This is a genomic window from Bacillus sp. 2D03 (assembly GCF_003946765.1).
GTDB lineage: Bacteria > Bacillota > Bacilli > Bacillales > Bacillaceae_G > Bacillus_A > Bacillus_A cereus.
The window spans coordinates 37812-53652 of the sequence record NZ_RPSJ01000013.1; the positions used below are offsets into that span (position 1 = coordinate 37812).

The following is a 15841-nucleotide window of genomic DNA, read 5'->3' on the forward strand; positions in this document are numbered from 1 at the left end:
CAAACTACATACTTACTATTTTTCATTAGTAATCTATCCAAAATGGTTAAACAAAAGAGGTATACCTTAATTGGTATACCTCTTTCAAACATAAAGTTTACATAATAATATTATTTATATCTCTCCAGCAATATGCTGTCTCTTCTACCTGTAATCGCTCTAAAAATTTTGTATCAATTTTTTCTGGGTTAAATTTTTCATAAAACTTTTTAGAAGGATTATTCGTAACAACCCAAACTAAAAGTGATTGCATATCATTCTTTACACATTCTGATAGTAACGCTTGAAATAACTTTTGTCCTATTTTCATTCCTTGATACTGTTGTAAAAGGTAGATTGCATATAATTCTCCATCACAATTATATGTATCAGTTCTTTCTATCCCCCCATCGATGAATCCAACTATTTCTCCATTTAAATTCTCTGCTACAAATCTAAATTGATGATTACCTTCTTTTTGAAAAATATCTTCCCATTGTTTTTCTCGTTTCTCATATGCTATATTATCTAGAATTTCGTCAGCAAATATCCCTTTATACGCTGTCTTCCAACTATCGACATGCACCTTTGCTATACCTTGTATATCATCCTTTATTGCTCTTCTAATATGTATTCCCATCATTTCTCTCCCCTTATTACTCATCATTATATCAATTTCATTCCTTAAAAATCCAAATAAAAAAGAGTGAATTCACTTCACTCTTTTTTATCACAATTATCTACTTTCCACTTCAACTGAAACTACTCGATCAATCTCTTTCAGGGAACTATATAACTCTGTTGTATATAAATCTTCTGGAGCTAAAATAACCATCTCCAGTTGCTGAAATGCTCCACTATCTATATCTTTAATTTTCACGCGTTTCACATGCATGCCTAAATTTTTAATTTGCTTAAATATACCATCTAATTCATGATGCTCTTTAACAGTAATTTTTATAGATAAATCCTTTTGTCTTAATGAATACGGTCCTGCAATTTTCACAAGTTGCGGAAGTACATTAATCGCTAAAATAATTAAAACCATAGCAACTGTCGCTTGTAAATAAAATCCTGCACCAATTGCGATTCCTAAAGCTGAAGCAGCCCACACCATAGAAGCTGTTGTTAATCCAGAAATAACGTCATTACTTCTTCGTAAAATGACACCTGCGCCAAGAAAACCAATTCCACTAACAATTTGAGCGGCCAGTCGCATCGGATCCATATTTGTATGTCCTGGAACAGAATATACATGCACAGATTCAATTGAAACCATCGTAATTAAACAACTTGCTACAGAAATAACCATACTTGTTTTCACACCAAGTGGTTTATTCTTTAGCTGCCTATCTATCCCGATGAATAATCCTAAAAAGAGTGCTAAACCTAATTTGAGTAAAAATTCATATGACATATTCCCATTCTCCTTACTTTACAATGTTTCCCTTAGAATAACTCACTATAACTCTTTTATGATATCAATTCCAGTCTTTTCTATTCATTTAACGTAAAAAACCGAAAAAACATTTATAACGATGTTTCTCCGGCTTTTTATTACACTTTAGATTCTTCTTTATTTCTGATCTTTAATCTTAATTTCTGCATCTTTGTAGAATGCTAATTTACTGTCATTATACTCTTTTGTAAATTTGTTAAACTGCTCTTTCGACTTTTGTGCTTCCACATTTAATTCATTAACAGTTTTAACTTTTTCACCGATTTCTTTTAATTTCGTTTCTTTTACTTTTAATTTTTCATACAGTTCTTTTTCAGTCGCTAACACTTTCGTGTAATTTTCATTCATCTTTTGGAATGCATCATAACGATTCTTATACGACTCTTCTACTGCTTTTGCTTGTTTTTGTAACTTTTTATCTTCAAGCTTCTCTATATTTCCTTGTACAGATTTTGTTTCTTTCTGAGCTTTTTCTAGCATTTCTTTTTCATTTTTCAATACTTTTTCACGATCATCTACATTTGCAGTAGCTTGCTCTAGTTTCTTCACAACTGCTTCATTATGATCTTTGCCTTCTTGCAAAATTTGAGAATATAATTCTTGGCCTTGTTTCTCTAACTGCTCTAATTTTTTTGCTTCATCCACTAAAGATTTTTCTTGTGTTGCTGCTGTTTCAAAAGCTGTATATAAATTTTCTTCTGGCTTTTCACCGAAACAACCTGTTAACAACCCTACTGATAACGCTCCAACTACTGCTACTTTTCCATACTTCAACGTCAATTCCTCCATTACATACGGTTATCATGCCAGAAGTTCACTGGGAAGTGACTCTCTTCATGATAAGCTTCAAACTCATAACCTTTTTCTTTTAGCCCCTTTAAAATTGCTGGCACAGCAGCAACTGATTGCGGGTGAATATCATGCATTAAAATTACTTCTTGTGGTTTTGTTGCGTTTGTTAATACGTTTTGAGCAATTTGTGCTGCAGCTGCATCAACTGGCATTTTATTGTATCTCCAATCTAATGAATCAATTGTCCAATCCCATACTTTAAATCCGCCTTCTACCACTTTATTTCGAAGACCTTCATTCAATCCAGGCATCGAACCATATGGAGGACGTGTTAATTTAGGTGATTTCCCAATAATATTAGCGATTAAACCTTGATCTTCTTTCATCTCATTTACATACTCGCCATTTTTATATAACTTTGCGAAATTATGTGTCATACTATGCATGCCTACATAATGACCCTCAGCATTTTCACGTTTCACTAAATCAGGAAATTCTTTTACATTCGCTCCAATTAAAAAGAACGTCGCCTTCGCATCATGTTGTTTTAGCGTATTTAATAATTCAGCCGTATATTTCCCTGGCCCATCGTCAAATGTAAGATAAGCAACTTTTCTTTCTTTTCCATTAAAACGACTTGGTGCCGTTTTATTCATTTCAACTTTCGGCTGTTCACTTGCAAGCTGCACTACATTTTCTTGTTTCGCAACAGCTTTTGCTGGTGAAGTAATTGATTGAAACATGTAATACCCAATAGCTACTGCGGCAATCGCTATTAAAACGACTACTATTTGTTTAATTTTTAAAGCTTTTTCCATTCTATCGAATTCCTCTCCCTATTAATCTTATATATAAATCGCCCAATATAATTATACATCTATTTATTTTTATTTCACCATATAAATAGATTTTATTTGTATTATAATGGGAGTTTTATCAAAATTGTTGTTCCTATTCCTTCTTTGCTTGTAACACTAAGCGCACCGCCATGAAGCTCTACCATTTTTTTAACGATAGCTAAACCAATACCTGCACCTGCAGCATGATTATTAATTTGGTAAAATGATTGCTCAATATATGGTAAATGTTCTTTAGCAATTCCAATCCCTTCGTCTCTTACCTTAATCACTGCTTGTCCTTCTATTTTAGTTGCTTCAATGTGTATTGTGCTTTTTTCATGTGAATACTTAATTGCATTTTGAACAATATTCAAGAAAACTTGCTTTAGCCTATTTCGATCTCCCATCAATTCAATTCGGTCTATAGTAGTAATAAATTGAATTTCCTTCTCTTCCGATTTAGGAGTTAATTGCCAAATCGTCTCCTCTAGTATATCGTACAATTGCACCTTTTGTTTATATAAATTAAAATGATTTGATTGTAATCTTGAAAAATCTAGCAATTCTTCTACTAAATGAATCAACCTATCTGTCTCACCTGAAATAATGCCCATACCTTGCTTTATTTCTTCTTCTGTTAAATGATCTACTGTTTTTAACGTCTCACTCCAACCTTTAATTCCTGTTAAAGGCGTTCGTATTTCGTGCGAAATAGAAGCAATGAATTCATTTTTCATCTGCTCAGCCTTATCTATTTTATAGGCCATATAATTTAAACTATGTGCCAAGTCACCTAATTCTCCAGGATAATCTTCTTTAATTTTTTGCTTTAATGTGCCTTCTGCAATTTGTGAAGAGGCTTGAATAATGGATTCAATTGGCTCAACAAATGAATTTGCCAAACGTCTACTAATTAAGAAGGCGACTCCCGAAATAACAATACCTACAGAAATAGTAAACGTAATAATTTCAATAATCTTTTTATTTACATTTGTTAAAACAGTCGTATATTTTAAAACACCAATAGTTTGTCCTTGATGTATAAGTGGGCTTAGCACCTCTAGTTGTTTTTTATTACCTTTCGTAGTAACTTGATTATACATTTCACCTTCTAATAATGATTGTGGAATATTCACTTTACCTTCTACCTTTTCACCACTTGAAGATTGTATAACCGAGCCGTGACGATCAATTAACTGTAATTCTGTTCCTTCTAATTGAAAGCTACTAATTATGTCACCACTATATTCTTGTAATCGAATAAAGTATAGTGAATTGTATTCTGAAAAAAAACGTGTACTCGTTTTCGCATGAGACTCTATATATTGCACAATACCATTATAATAGTATCGATAAATTGAGACTGAAAATACAACTTCAAATAATACAAGCATAAGTGTAATGACCGTCATAAAATATAAAGTCACTTTCCGTTTCATCTCATACTTTCCTTCCACATATATCCTTTTCCCCACACCGTAAGAATAAATTCAGGTTCTGATGGATTACATTCTATTTTTTGACGTAACCGTCTCATATTTACATCTACTACTTTCGTCTCACCTACGTAATTGGTTCCCCAAATCATATTTAAAATTTCATCACGCGAAACTGGCTTTGAAGCCTGATTCATTAAATACTGTAATATCATATACTCTGTAGGTGTTAAATCGACTAATTGTCCATCTTTATACAATCTTTCTTCTATAATATTTAACGAAAATGGACCTGACGTAACAATATTCGTTTTTTCTTCATGTACTTCTATTCTTCTTAATAAAGACTGTATACGTGCAGTTAATACTACTGGACTAAACGGTTTTGCAATATAATCATCTGCACCTATTCCTAGTCCTTGCACCTTATCTTCATCTTGTACACGTGCGGTTAACATAATAATACCCATTTTTTTATTTTCTTTCCTGATAGCCTTACAAACTTCTAAACCATCAATCCCCGGTAACATTACATCCAGCAGTGCTATATCAACAGTTTGTTCACTCAAAATCTGTAACGCTTCTTCTCCAGTAGTAGCTTCTATTACATAAAATCCAGCACGTTTTAAATTTAAAACAATAAAGCTACGGATCGTTAATTCATCTTCTAAAACTAAAATTTTTGACATAATTCCCACCTCCTACTCTTGTTGATAATCCGCTAGCGGTTTTATATATGCTTTCACTTTTTCAAATTCCGATTGCTTCGGTACTGCATATACGTGAGAAGCCGTTTTAATTGCTGCGCTGTAGCCTTTTATATTGAACCATTCTTTCCGCTTAAAAATATGAACTTCAAGCCATATTTTATTTGTTCTTGTATCCAAAAACTTTTGAGAATTTGATTCTTTTTGCTGATCTGGTATTGTAATTTTCCCTATTAACTCTTTAGGAATTTTCACATAATACCCTTTTTCTATATCTATATATCGTTCTTCAATTGGTTTAATTCCAGATTCACTCCACTGTATGTAACGTTCAAAAAGCGGACTATCACCATGTGATTTATCCTCCCAACCTTTTGGACGTACAGTACGAACAAATTCAATAATGCCGTCTTCATTAACATCTTTACTTTCTACAACATATTCATTAAATAAATCTTCTTTCCCATCTATAGGTAATACTTCATAATGATCCTGATCAAATTTTGCTACATAAGTTATACCTGAATGAGCCCCTGTTCCCGCATCGATTACAACTGCCTTTAATGATTTAGAAATACGGCCCATTTGTATTCTTTGAATACTATTTATATACGGATCAAATGTAACCTCTGACAATACCTTAAACTTTTCAATGAACTGAACCTTCAACTGTTCATCTTTCATATACGAAACAAGGCTTATGTCTTTAAAACCATTTTTGTTTAAATCATCTATAAATAACTTTGTATACTTCTGTCTATAAAATTCCTTTATATCGTCACTCTCATCGGAAAAAACATACATTGTGTTTTCTAATAAATCACGATTGGTAGTTATTCCTATCAATAGTTCCCTTTTCCCACTCCCTGTGAAATCTCCTACCTCAACAATATCTACTTCTTCCCCATCAAATGTATAGGTTGACTTCATATTCCATCCATTATTTTTCTTCTCATATACGGCTAAATATATATGATAATCTTCATTAGGTATTTTATATACGATGACAGCTTCTTTTTTATTATCTCGTTCGAAATTCATTGACCATGTCGTCTGTTTATCTCTATTAGACATTGGAGTAAGTAAGCGATAATTAACAGGTAAATCTTTATCAATTTGTTCCTTTAATTCATTAATCCATTTTTCATTTGTAGGAGCTTCCATTAGACTTGTTGGAGCTTCAGACATTTTACATCCAGTCAATATAAAGATAATTCCCATCATGCTTAACCATTTCTGCATATGATATCTTTCCTTACCACAAATTTTGAATATGTCCTTTTACTTTTTTACCTATCCATTATACTCATACATATGAGTATAATTTTTCTAAACTAAAAAATCGTTACAGAAAAGTTACAAATACATTCCAAAAAAAAAGATTGGCAAAAGCCAATCTTTTTTTATTATTCGTTTCGGACTGATTTTGGCGTTACACCTAAATGATCATTTAATTTTTTTGAAATATCTTTTACATTTTTTTCATTTGGAATGTAATAATAAATACCACCGATACGTTTATCTGTACCTTCTATTTGCAATTTTTCCATTTCCAAATTAGATCCTGCCATATTTTTTGTAATGGCAAGCATATCGTCAAATGTTAAGTTCGTTTTCATATTTTTATCAACCGCATCTAGTAAAGAGCCCATTTTGCTAATTGATTGAACAGACATCGCTTTTTTAGCAATTGCTTCTATTACAAGTTGCTGTCTCTGTCCACGCATTGCGTCACTATCAATTTTACGCGTTCTTGCAAGTGCAAGAGCTTGTTCTCCATTTAAATGTTGGTAACCTTTTTCTAAATGGATCATACCAGCTTGGTCTTTACTATCTTGTTCAGTGAAAGTAACTGGTACATCAATATCAATACCACCAATTGAATCGACAATTTGTACGAATGATTCAAAGTTAAACTTCACATAATAATCAACAGGTACATTCAAAAATCTTTCCACCGTATCGCGTGTGCTTTCTACGCCACCAAATACGTGAGCATGAGTAATTTTATCTAATTTTTTTCTAGTTGGAATGTAAACACGTGAATCACGTGGAATACTTACTAGCTTAACAGACTTATCATCTTTATTAATTGTTGCTAATAAAAGTGCATCTGTTCGAACTGCTTCGCCATATTGGCTTTTTCTCATTTCACTTCCATCTACACCCATGATTAATATTGAAATATTATCCTTTAAAGGTTCGACTTCTTTATCACGCTTTGATGACTTATCAATTTTTGCATACGCATCATTTACAACAGCTTTTGCTTTATTATATATAAACGAACCATATCCTACTCCTCCAAAAATAAGTAGGAAAAATGGAATTAATATGAACCATTTTATTGACTTTCTTTTAGAACGCTTTTTATTACTTCTCGTATTTTGTTCTAATTCAGAGCTCATACCCATTCGCCTCTCTTTCTCTTTACCAAGTATAATGTAAGTCTATTTATCTTCATATTGAATTTCCTTTCACTAACCTTACAATTTTGTAAGGTTACTACTTAAACCCAATACGTATTCCATTTCACATTATACTCTCGTACTTATTTTTGGCAAGTCACTATTTACCAATTTCAAAAATTTAGCACTTCGCAACATATGAATTTACAAATTTATTAACTCTTTCATTTTAAATTAGGATGTCTTTTTCTTAACAAACGATATGAATAAAGAATCCAGCTAATTATAAAATCTCTATGAATACAGTATATTTGACTTTATTATTTCTCAAACGGCGTATACACGCTTTTCTTCCCCTGATTATCAATGTAAGCCGACTTTGCTTTTATTTTCGTTTTTTCTACTTCCATGTCTTCATTTGAGAAGTTCACAATGATTTTAATATCTTTTCCATAAGAAACAGATTGTACTAGCTTATCTTCTGACAAATACGCAAAATTCGTCATCTCTTCTTTTACTGCTTTTTCATGAACTTCATTCCAAACTTTTAGATGCTCTGTAATTTCTTTTTTATGCTTATTCCACTCTACTTCATCTAAATGGTATAACGGAGGAACATTATACAATAATTCAGACAGCATTCGATTTCCAACTTCATCTTTTACCTTTAAACTTCCCCATTCCCAATGATGCGTTGTAATAACGGAATCATTGTATACTAATTTATATAATGGTACCGAATATACTGGGTTTAAATATACTTGTTTATATTCTTCTTTCAATGGTACTTGTTTTGCATATTTTTCAGGCACATTTTGATTTGGTGACCAATATCCACCGACATAATACGGACTTGTTTTATTTTTCCGCATATCTTCATCGTCCCATTTAATAACAGGTGTTTCAATTCCATGTGCAAATGCAATCGTACTACTAGCAAAATCATTTCCGCCTTCAGAACCAACGACCATACCCTTTTCTTGCGCAATGTAGTCCATTCGTTTTAAACGTGCTTTTAAATCTTGCTCTTGTGTCGTTATATGTTTCGCTGAATAGTCATCGTAAATTTCACCTGTCGCATCACAATCAATAAACCATGAATTATATTTAGGGCCATTTTGTAATATATCATTCATGCGTTCCTTTACACTAGGTAGCGATAAAGTCGGGTTTAACTTGCGACCTCTACCTAAAAAGCCTTGCACCTTTTCTCCGTTTTTCTTCGTTACAGTAGCCTCTTCGTATAATGATGGGTCATTAAAGAATGCTGTGTTCCAATTTTTATCACTTTTTTCGTGAATGGAATGATATGAGTCATACGGACCAACTAAATATCCCATTTCCTTAGCTTTTGTCACAAAATTAGGTTGCATAAATCCTTGTTCCCAGTTCGGCAGACCAATCCACGCTTTTTCTATTCCTGTCTCTTTCATTTCCTTTAATATGTCCGTTCCATCTGCATTACCCCATTTACTTACCTCTTCAACCGCATCACCAAGTAGCGACTTTAATAAATGCTTATTTAAGCTATACAATTCTGTCTTCGTTAAGTGACCTACACCTTTCTTTATTAGCGCACCAGCTTCCTGATCAACGTTTTGGAAAATATCCTCTTTATAAAATTCCTTCATCGATAATACTTCGTTTATATAACGTAAAATAACATTTTTTTGATACTTATCAATGAAATCTTGTTTACTTACTTGATCTAATACATTCAGTTCCCCAGGCTCTGAACTATTCTTTTGAATAAGTTCTTTTATATGACTAAACAGCGGGCTATTTATTTGCTCCCTTAGTTTTTGCCAATTTATATTATTTTCTGATAAACCATTTTGATTCCAAAAATAAAAATGCGCCGCTCCATATAACTTTTCGATTTCTTTATTTTTTCTAGCCTTTTCTTGTAATGTTTTAAATTCACCTTTTCGAACAATATCATCCTTATATAGTTTAGCAATACTTACCGCATCATTATTTGTCACATATAATTGAAATCCATATGTTTTATTTTTATTTATGCTCGGAAATTCATGTGTAAAATCAAACCCTATTTTCGGATCCGAATGAAATTTCAATTCATTATTAAACATATTCTTTGCAATATATACAATTGAATATTTCGAACCATTTAATGCGAAAAACTTCATAGAAAATGATTCAGCAAATGAATATGCATCATCCTTTAAAAACTTCTTCCAATTCTCATCATTGCTCGGAATTTGCTTACCCTCCCATAACGGAAGTGTATAATTCTCAGCTTCTACTTTCGGCCATGTAAAGCTTTCTGCACCAGTCGATTCCACTTCAATGTTTAAGTGGTCTTTTTTCTTTTCTAATTTTATTTTTACTTTTTGATCTGGATATTCCCACGATGTACGATCCTTTTCTTTTTTTACATTCGATACCTTCATTTTCGGTAGGGGTTGTGATGCCTGTTCCTTTGCCCCCTCATGTTCTACAGTTAATGTGAATGTTTCTGGATTTACATCATAAGTAAAATCTTTATACGTCGCTTTCTTTATTTTAGACTCTTGTACAGCATTCCTACCTTTTACGTCACAACCGACTAAAGTCGAAAACGACATAGTTGTAAGAAGACATATCGCTATCATTTTTTTCATCCTCTGCACCTCCACCAATGAATATACAGATGCTTTGTTACAGGAATGTGGCAAAAAATAATAGAGCTAGCATTTTGCTAGCTCTGTTTGGAGTATTAAAAGTTGATATGAACAACTATAATTCGCTTAGAAGATATGTAATACAGTAACTACATTTTTTCTCAACAATTATGAAACTAAACAAATCAAAATTTTAACAAGCATTCTTCAACTGAAAAAATAAGTGTATACAATGTATCCTAAAAGTAGTACTAAAATGATTATTCCTGTACCTTTCCAATTCATACCGCCTGCTATATCAACTGGACTACCCGTTTCCGCTCTATTGAGTCCGTCACGTAAAGAACCCGTAGGATTACTTTTTAATTCACTTTGTCTCATACGCTCTCTTTTTTCTTCTGGTGACTCTTTATTCATTTAATCACCTCCAAAATGAATGCACTCTTTACTTACATTATTCAAAATCAACATTTGTTTTATATTTTTCCGAAAAAACCTAATTTAAAATAGGTTTGCAACGTAAAGAAAGCTAGCCATGCCAGCTTTCTTTACGATCCAATATGCTCTTCCTTATTTACAATAATACCTTTATGGTCGATTTCAAGCTCACATACTTTCATATCTGTAAATACTCTCGCTAATTGCTCAGCGATTTCTTGACGCTTCTCATATGGCGTTAATATAAAAATAGATGGCCCCGCACCACTAAGTGCTGTGCCGTACGCACCAAATTCTTTTGCGCATTTACGAATAGATGGTAATAATGGTACGAGTTCTAAACGATATGGTTCGTGAAAATGGTCTCTCTCCATCATTTCACCTACAACTTCCCACCGCTTTTGACATAATGCAGCTACTAATACGTTACTTATCGCACTAGCTTTAACTGCCTCATGAAACGGAAACATCTTTGGTAATACAGATCGACTTTCATCTGTATTTAATTCTGCATTCGGAATGAGAGAAATTACACCCAACTCCTTGCTCTCAATTCTTACGACGGAAACATCCTTTCCATCAAGTGCTCCAATTACAGTTCCACCTAATATAGAAGCAGCAACATTATCAGGATGTCCTTCAAAATTTGTAGCAATTTGAACTTTTTGATCAGCAGTTAAGTTCAAATTGCCTAGTTGATTCGCAAGCTCTATCCCAGCTACAATCGCTGATGCACTACTTCCTAGCCCTCTCGTTAATGGGATATTACTAGTAACTTCTATTATATGGGGTGATATAGAAGGACATACTTTACATGCCGTGCTAACGATTAAATTTTTATCGTCTGTCGGAATTGATTCTTCAAAGGAATGGATTACTTGCCATTTATCAGCTTTTTCTTTAACCACCACACCTAAATACAATGACAAAGCTATTCCAACTGAATCAAATCCAGGACCAACATTCGCCGTACTAGCAGGGACACGAACGCTAAATGGTATCACGACATAATCACCCCTTTAATATGATCTTTAATTTGTTCTATATCATTTGACACACTTGCGATGTCTAGTTGATTTGAAGAAATAGCGATATCAGGATCCTTCAAACCATTTCCAGTTAATACCGCAACAACTGTTTCTCCCTTTTTGATTTTCCCAGATTGAACATGTTTAATTACGCCGGCTAATGAAGCATTTGATCCTGGTTCAGCGAAAACTCCTTCAGTTTTTGCCAATAACCTATACGCATGTAAAATTTCTTCATCTGATACCATATCTATTTCACCACGAGACTGCTCGGCAGCCTCTACTGCATACGACCAACTTGCCGGGTTACCGATGCGAATCGCTGTTGCAATTGTTTCAGGCTCTTCAATTACATGCCCTTTTACAATTGCAGCTGCTCCTTCCGCTTCAAAGCCATGAATTCTTGGCTTTTTATAACCTTTTTCTTTCTCATATTCACAGAAGCCTTTCCAATACGCTGTAATATTCCCTGCATTCCCAACAGGGATAGCTAGAACATCTGGTGCATTTTGCAATTGGTCACAAATTTCAAACGCTGCTGTTTTTTGCCCTTCAATTCGATAAGGATTTACTGAGTTTACTAACGTAATCGGCTCTTCTGCAGCAATATTTCTTACAGCCTTAAGCGCATCATCGAAATTCCCTTCTATTGAAATAATTTCAGCTCCATAAGCGACCGCTTGCGCTAATTTTCCATGTGCAATCTTTCCTTCTGGTATTACGATAATGCATTTCATCCCAAGACGTGCCGCATATGCTGCAGCTGACGCTGATGTATTACCTGTTGATGCACAAATGATTGCTTCTGAACCTTCTTCTTTCGCCTTAGCAACTGCCATAACCATACCACGATCTTTAAAAGAACCTGTCGGATTCGCTCCTTCGTACTTACCATATAGCTGAATCCCTAATTGTTTTGATATATTTAATAATGGAATAAGTGGTGTGTTTCCTTCCATTAAGCTGACATCAGGTGTATTTTCATTCACCGGTAAATAAGACGCATACTGTTTTAATAGTCCTTTATACATATTGTTTTTCCTCCTCAATAATGTAGTAACTGTTTATTTCACTTGCGACAGCTTCTATCGCTTCTAAAACTCGTTCAAATTGATACTTGGAAGTTCGATGTGTCACAACAACGACTTCTGCCAGTTCACGGTTTAAAGGTAATTGAATAACCTCTTTTAAACTTACAGAATAATTAACGAAACATTCTGTTATTTTTCGTAACATCCCAGGCTCATCTTGTAATGAAATACGTAAGAAATATTTCGAAACTACTTCTTCATCACCTTGTAATTCATAAGGAACTGGTTCTTTTAACGCACTTTTATTTTTCGGAACTTGATTCATATTTTTAACGATTGAAATAATATCACTTACTACAGCAGAACCAGTCGGTAACTTCCCAGCTCCGGGTCCATAAAACATCACTTCTCCTACCGCTTGGCCATGGACATACACCGCATTAAATTCATTATTCACATTTGATAATGGATGCTGGCTCGGTAAAAGCGTCGGTTCTACACTTAAATGAATGGCTGGTCCTTGTTTTTCAGCTTTACCAATTAACTTCATAGTAAATCCTAACTTTTCAGCCATTTGTAAATCTTCTTTTTCGACCTTTCGAATCCCTCTTACTTGCACATCATCTAATGAAACATTCATCGAAAAACCTAAGTTTGCAAGAATTGCTACTTTTCTCGCCGCATCTAGTCCATCTACATCTGCTGTCGGATCCGATTCTGCAAAGCCTAATTTTTGTGCTTCCTGTAAAGCCTCTTCATAAGACCATCCATTTTGACTCATTTTTGTTAACATATAATTTGTTGTACCATTTACAATTCCCATTATTTTTTCAATTTGATCTGATGCTAACCCATCAGTTAGTCCTCTTAACACTGGAATACCGCCCGCTACACTCGCTTCGTAACATAAATCACAATCATTATCGTTCGCCAGTTGAAGAAGCTCTGCACCATATACAGCCATTAAATCTTTATTTGCTGTTACGACATGTTTTTTATTTCGTAAAGCCTTAACAATATGCTGTTTTGCTTCTTCAATTCCGCCCATTACCTCTACTACAATATCAATATTTGAATCATTTAGAACTTCATCTGCATGACTTGTTACTGCAATTCCATCAATACAAACATCGCGTTCTTTTTCCAAATCACGTACAACGACTGTTTTCACTTTCACTTCGTATCCTGTATCAAGTGCGATTTTTTTATAATGTTCTTTCAAAATATGAACAACACCACTTCCGACCGTACCTAAACCTAATACCCCAACATTTATAACGTTATTCATCTTCTAATCTCCTCCTAAAAGTTTAATTGTTACATCTATAAATCACCTTACTCTGCTTTTTTGTCATGCAGGTGGTGGTTATTTCCGTACTTATAAATCGTTTCATATTACCGCACCTCCTTTCAAAGTAAAAAAACACACCCATCCCTAGGAAAGGGACGAATGTGTTTTCGTGGTTCCACCCTTGTTCCAATCTAGACGTATTTCCTCCTAGATTGCTCAAGTTCAGATAACGGCTGATACCGCCAATAATTACTAGATTACTCGTTCACTATTGAAGTTCAAAGGTGGTAAAATCATTTCTCGTGTTAGGAAGCTCACACCCTTGGCTTCCCTCTCTGTAAACCGTAAAAATGATTTCGTGTCCTTATCGTTACTTTTTCGTTCATGTTTATTTGTTAACTCATTATACTCGCATAAAAAACAAAATCAATACTATTTTTTAATTATTTTAAATTTTCAATCTCTTATACCATAAAAAACACACTCATCCCTAGGAAAGGGACGAATGTGTTTTCGTGGTTCCACCCTTGTTCCAATCTAGACGTATCTCCTTCTAGATTGCTCAAGTTCAGATAACGGCTGATACCGCCAATAATTACTAGATTACTCGTTCACTATTGAAGTTCAAAGGTGGTAAAATCATTTCTCGTGTTAGGAAGCTCACACCCTCGGCTTCCCTCTCTGTAAACCGTAAAAATGATTTCGTGTCCTTATCATTACTTTTTCGTTCATGTCTATTTGTTAACTTATTATAGTTATCAAATTTTTAAAAAGCAAGCCTATTTTTACTAACTATTTTCAAAATAATTTTTTATTATATTTCACAATAGCATTATGCAACTGCCACTCAATTTACCTATTTTGTCATTTCTCCAGTTTATAAATCAACGGTTCATATATAAAGTGAAACTTTAATCAGTGAGGATTTTGTTCATCCCCACTGATTATTAGCCTTCACCAATCGGGCTTTTACGGGCAGTTGATCCCCACCTAACTTCTTTGCTTTCGCTGAATTTTGAGGTAGGGGTGTTACTGCCCGTTAATGCGGGATAAATCCCCATTCTAAAACCCGTACATACTCACCTTACAAAATTATATCAATAAAATTTTTAATACAATCTTTTTGTATAACTTTCTTCTAAAGAACGTGCAACATCTTCTTCTGAAACATTCACTTTCGCATGCTCTAACAACATTTTTGCTGCTGAAGGTAACTCTTTTTTATGTAACCAAGATTCTGGATCCCATATCTTCGAACGAATAAACGCTTTTGCACAATGAATGTAACACTCTTCTATTTCAACAACAATTCCAAGCAACGGATTACGTCCATTCGCCTGCATTTCTTTCAAAATTTCTTCGTCGTTTGTAATATACGCTCGGCCATTTATTCTAAGTGTCTCCCCAAGACCTGGAATAAAAAAGATTAGTCCTACACGTGGATTTGAAATAATATTCAAAATGGAGTCTATACGACGATTTCCTGGTCTTTCTGGAATGATAATTTTATTATTATTGAGTACGTATACAAATCCAGGTGCGTCTCCTCTCGGCGAGGCGTCACACTCCCCCAACTTATTTGCAGTAGATAATACTAGAAAAGGAGATTTAGAAAGGAAATCTACACCATGGTGGTCTAATGATGAAATAACTTTTTTCAATGCTCGCTCACTTGGTTTCCCCAATATTTTCCGTAACTCTTCCTCTGTTGAAATAATCGATTTTATTTCCATACGCTCTATCTCCACTTATAATCGCCCCTTTTTCTTTATTTTCCCAAAATTCAATACGAATATTGTATAATAAAAT

14 protein-coding genes and 2 other annotated features are annotated in these 15841 nt (G+C 33.9%); all 14 genes read right to left on the bottom strand.

From position 1 onward, the window contains the following. Positions 1 to 97 precede the first annotated feature (97 nt). The 14 genes from EBQ15_RS24400 to EBQ15_RS24465 all read right to left on the bottom strand — a co-directional run bounded on the left by EBQ15_RS24400 (position 98) and on the right by EBQ15_RS24465 (position 15780). The gene (locus EBQ15_RS24400; RefSeq protein WP_033682813.1) at positions 98 to 622 is read right to left on the bottom strand and encodes a GNAT family N-acetyltransferase; all 525 of its coding nucleotides are present in this window, start codon (positions 620 to 622) and stop codon (positions 98 to 100) included. 93 nt (positions 623 to 715) lie between these two features. Then, positions 716 to 1396 (bottom strand): MgtC/SapB family protein, encoded by a 681-nt coding sequence (locus EBQ15_RS24405; RefSeq protein ID WP_000119510.1) that lies wholly within the window; start codon positions 1394 to 1396, stop codon positions 716 to 718. 159 nt (positions 1397 to 1555) lie between these two features. After that, on the bottom strand, positions 1556 to 2212 hold the full coding sequence (locus EBQ15_RS24410; RefSeq protein WP_000873574.1) for a YkyA family protein: 657 nt from the start codon (positions 2210 to 2212) through the stop codon (positions 1556 to 1558). 14 nt (positions 2213 to 2226) lie between these two features. Beyond that, positions 2227 to 3048, bottom strand: coding sequence for a peptidoglycan-N-acetylglucosamine deacetylase (locus EBQ15_RS24415; protein ID WP_000409484.1), 822 nt, complete (start codon positions 3046 to 3048; stop codon positions 2227 to 2229). A 101-nt stretch (positions 3049 to 3149) separates the two neighbouring features. After that, complete coding sequence (locus tag EBQ15_RS24420; RefSeq protein ID WP_000824531.1) at positions 3150 to 4508, bottom strand: sensor histidine kinase; 1359 nt, start codon at positions 4506 to 4508, stop codon at positions 3150 to 3152. Then, the gene (locus EBQ15_RS24425) at positions 4505 to 5194 is read right to left on the bottom strand and encodes a response regulator transcription factor (protein ID WP_000036069.1); all 690 of its coding nucleotides are present in this window, start codon (positions 5192 to 5194) and stop codon (positions 4505 to 4507) included. Before EBQ15_RS24425 ends, EBQ15_RS24420 begins: the two co-directional genes overlap by 4 nt. 12 nt (positions 5195 to 5206) lie before the next feature. Beyond that, entirely contained in the window at positions 5207 to 6454 is a 1248-nt protein-coding gene (locus EBQ15_RS24430) for a hypothetical protein (RefSeq protein WP_001174875.1), read from the bottom strand. Positions 6455 to 6618: 164 nt separating this feature from the next. Continuing rightward, positions 6619 to 7620: an LCP family protein gene (locus EBQ15_RS24435; RefSeq protein WP_002163948.1), complete on the bottom strand. Its 1002-nt coding sequence runs from the start codon at positions 7618 to 7620 to the stop codon at positions 6619 to 6621. Positions 7621 to 7940: 320 nt separating this feature from the next. After that, positions 7941 to 10244: a glycoside hydrolase gene (locus tag EBQ15_RS24440; protein ID WP_000738149.1), complete on the bottom strand. Its 2304-nt coding sequence runs from the start codon at positions 10242 to 10244 to the stop codon at positions 7941 to 7943. A gap of 207 nt (positions 10245 to 10451) precedes the next feature. Next, positions 10452 to 10661 carry a DUF6366 family protein gene (locus tag EBQ15_RS24445; protein WP_001031483.1) on the bottom strand — a complete coding sequence of 70 codons (210 nt, stop codon included), beginning with the start codon at positions 10659 to 10661 and terminating at the stop codon, positions 10452 to 10454. 131 nt (positions 10662 to 10792) lie between these two features. Then, a complete protein-coding gene (gene thrB, locus EBQ15_RS24450) occupies positions 10793 to 11686 on the bottom strand; it encodes a homoserine kinase (RefSeq protein ID WP_000612105.1) in 894 nt (297 codons plus the stop codon). Beyond that, a complete protein-coding gene (gene thrC / locus EBQ15_RS24455; protein WP_000276439.1) occupies positions 11683 to 12741 on the bottom strand; it encodes a threonine synthase in 1059 nt (352 codons plus the stop codon). Before thrC ends, thrB begins: the two co-directional genes overlap by 4 nt. After that, entirely contained in the window at positions 12734 to 14029 is a 1296-nt protein-coding gene (locus EBQ15_RS24460) for a homoserine dehydrogenase (RefSeq protein ID WP_001066900.1), read from the bottom strand. The genes thrC and EBQ15_RS24460 overlap by 8 nt, the downstream gene beginning before the upstream one ends. A gap of 151 nt (positions 14030 to 14180) precedes the next feature. Then, positions 14181 to 14412 (bottom strand) — a binding site (T-box leader). A gap of 114 nt (positions 14413 to 14526) precedes the next feature. Next, positions 14527 to 14758 (bottom strand) — a binding site (T-box leader). Between the two features lie 383 nt (positions 14759 to 15141). Beyond that, complete coding sequence (locus tag EBQ15_RS24465) at positions 15142 to 15780, bottom strand: pyridoxamine 5'-phosphate oxidase family protein (protein ID WP_000402138.1); 639 nt, start codon at positions 15778 to 15780, stop codon at positions 15142 to 15144. Positions 15781 to 15841 lie beyond the last annotated feature (61 nt).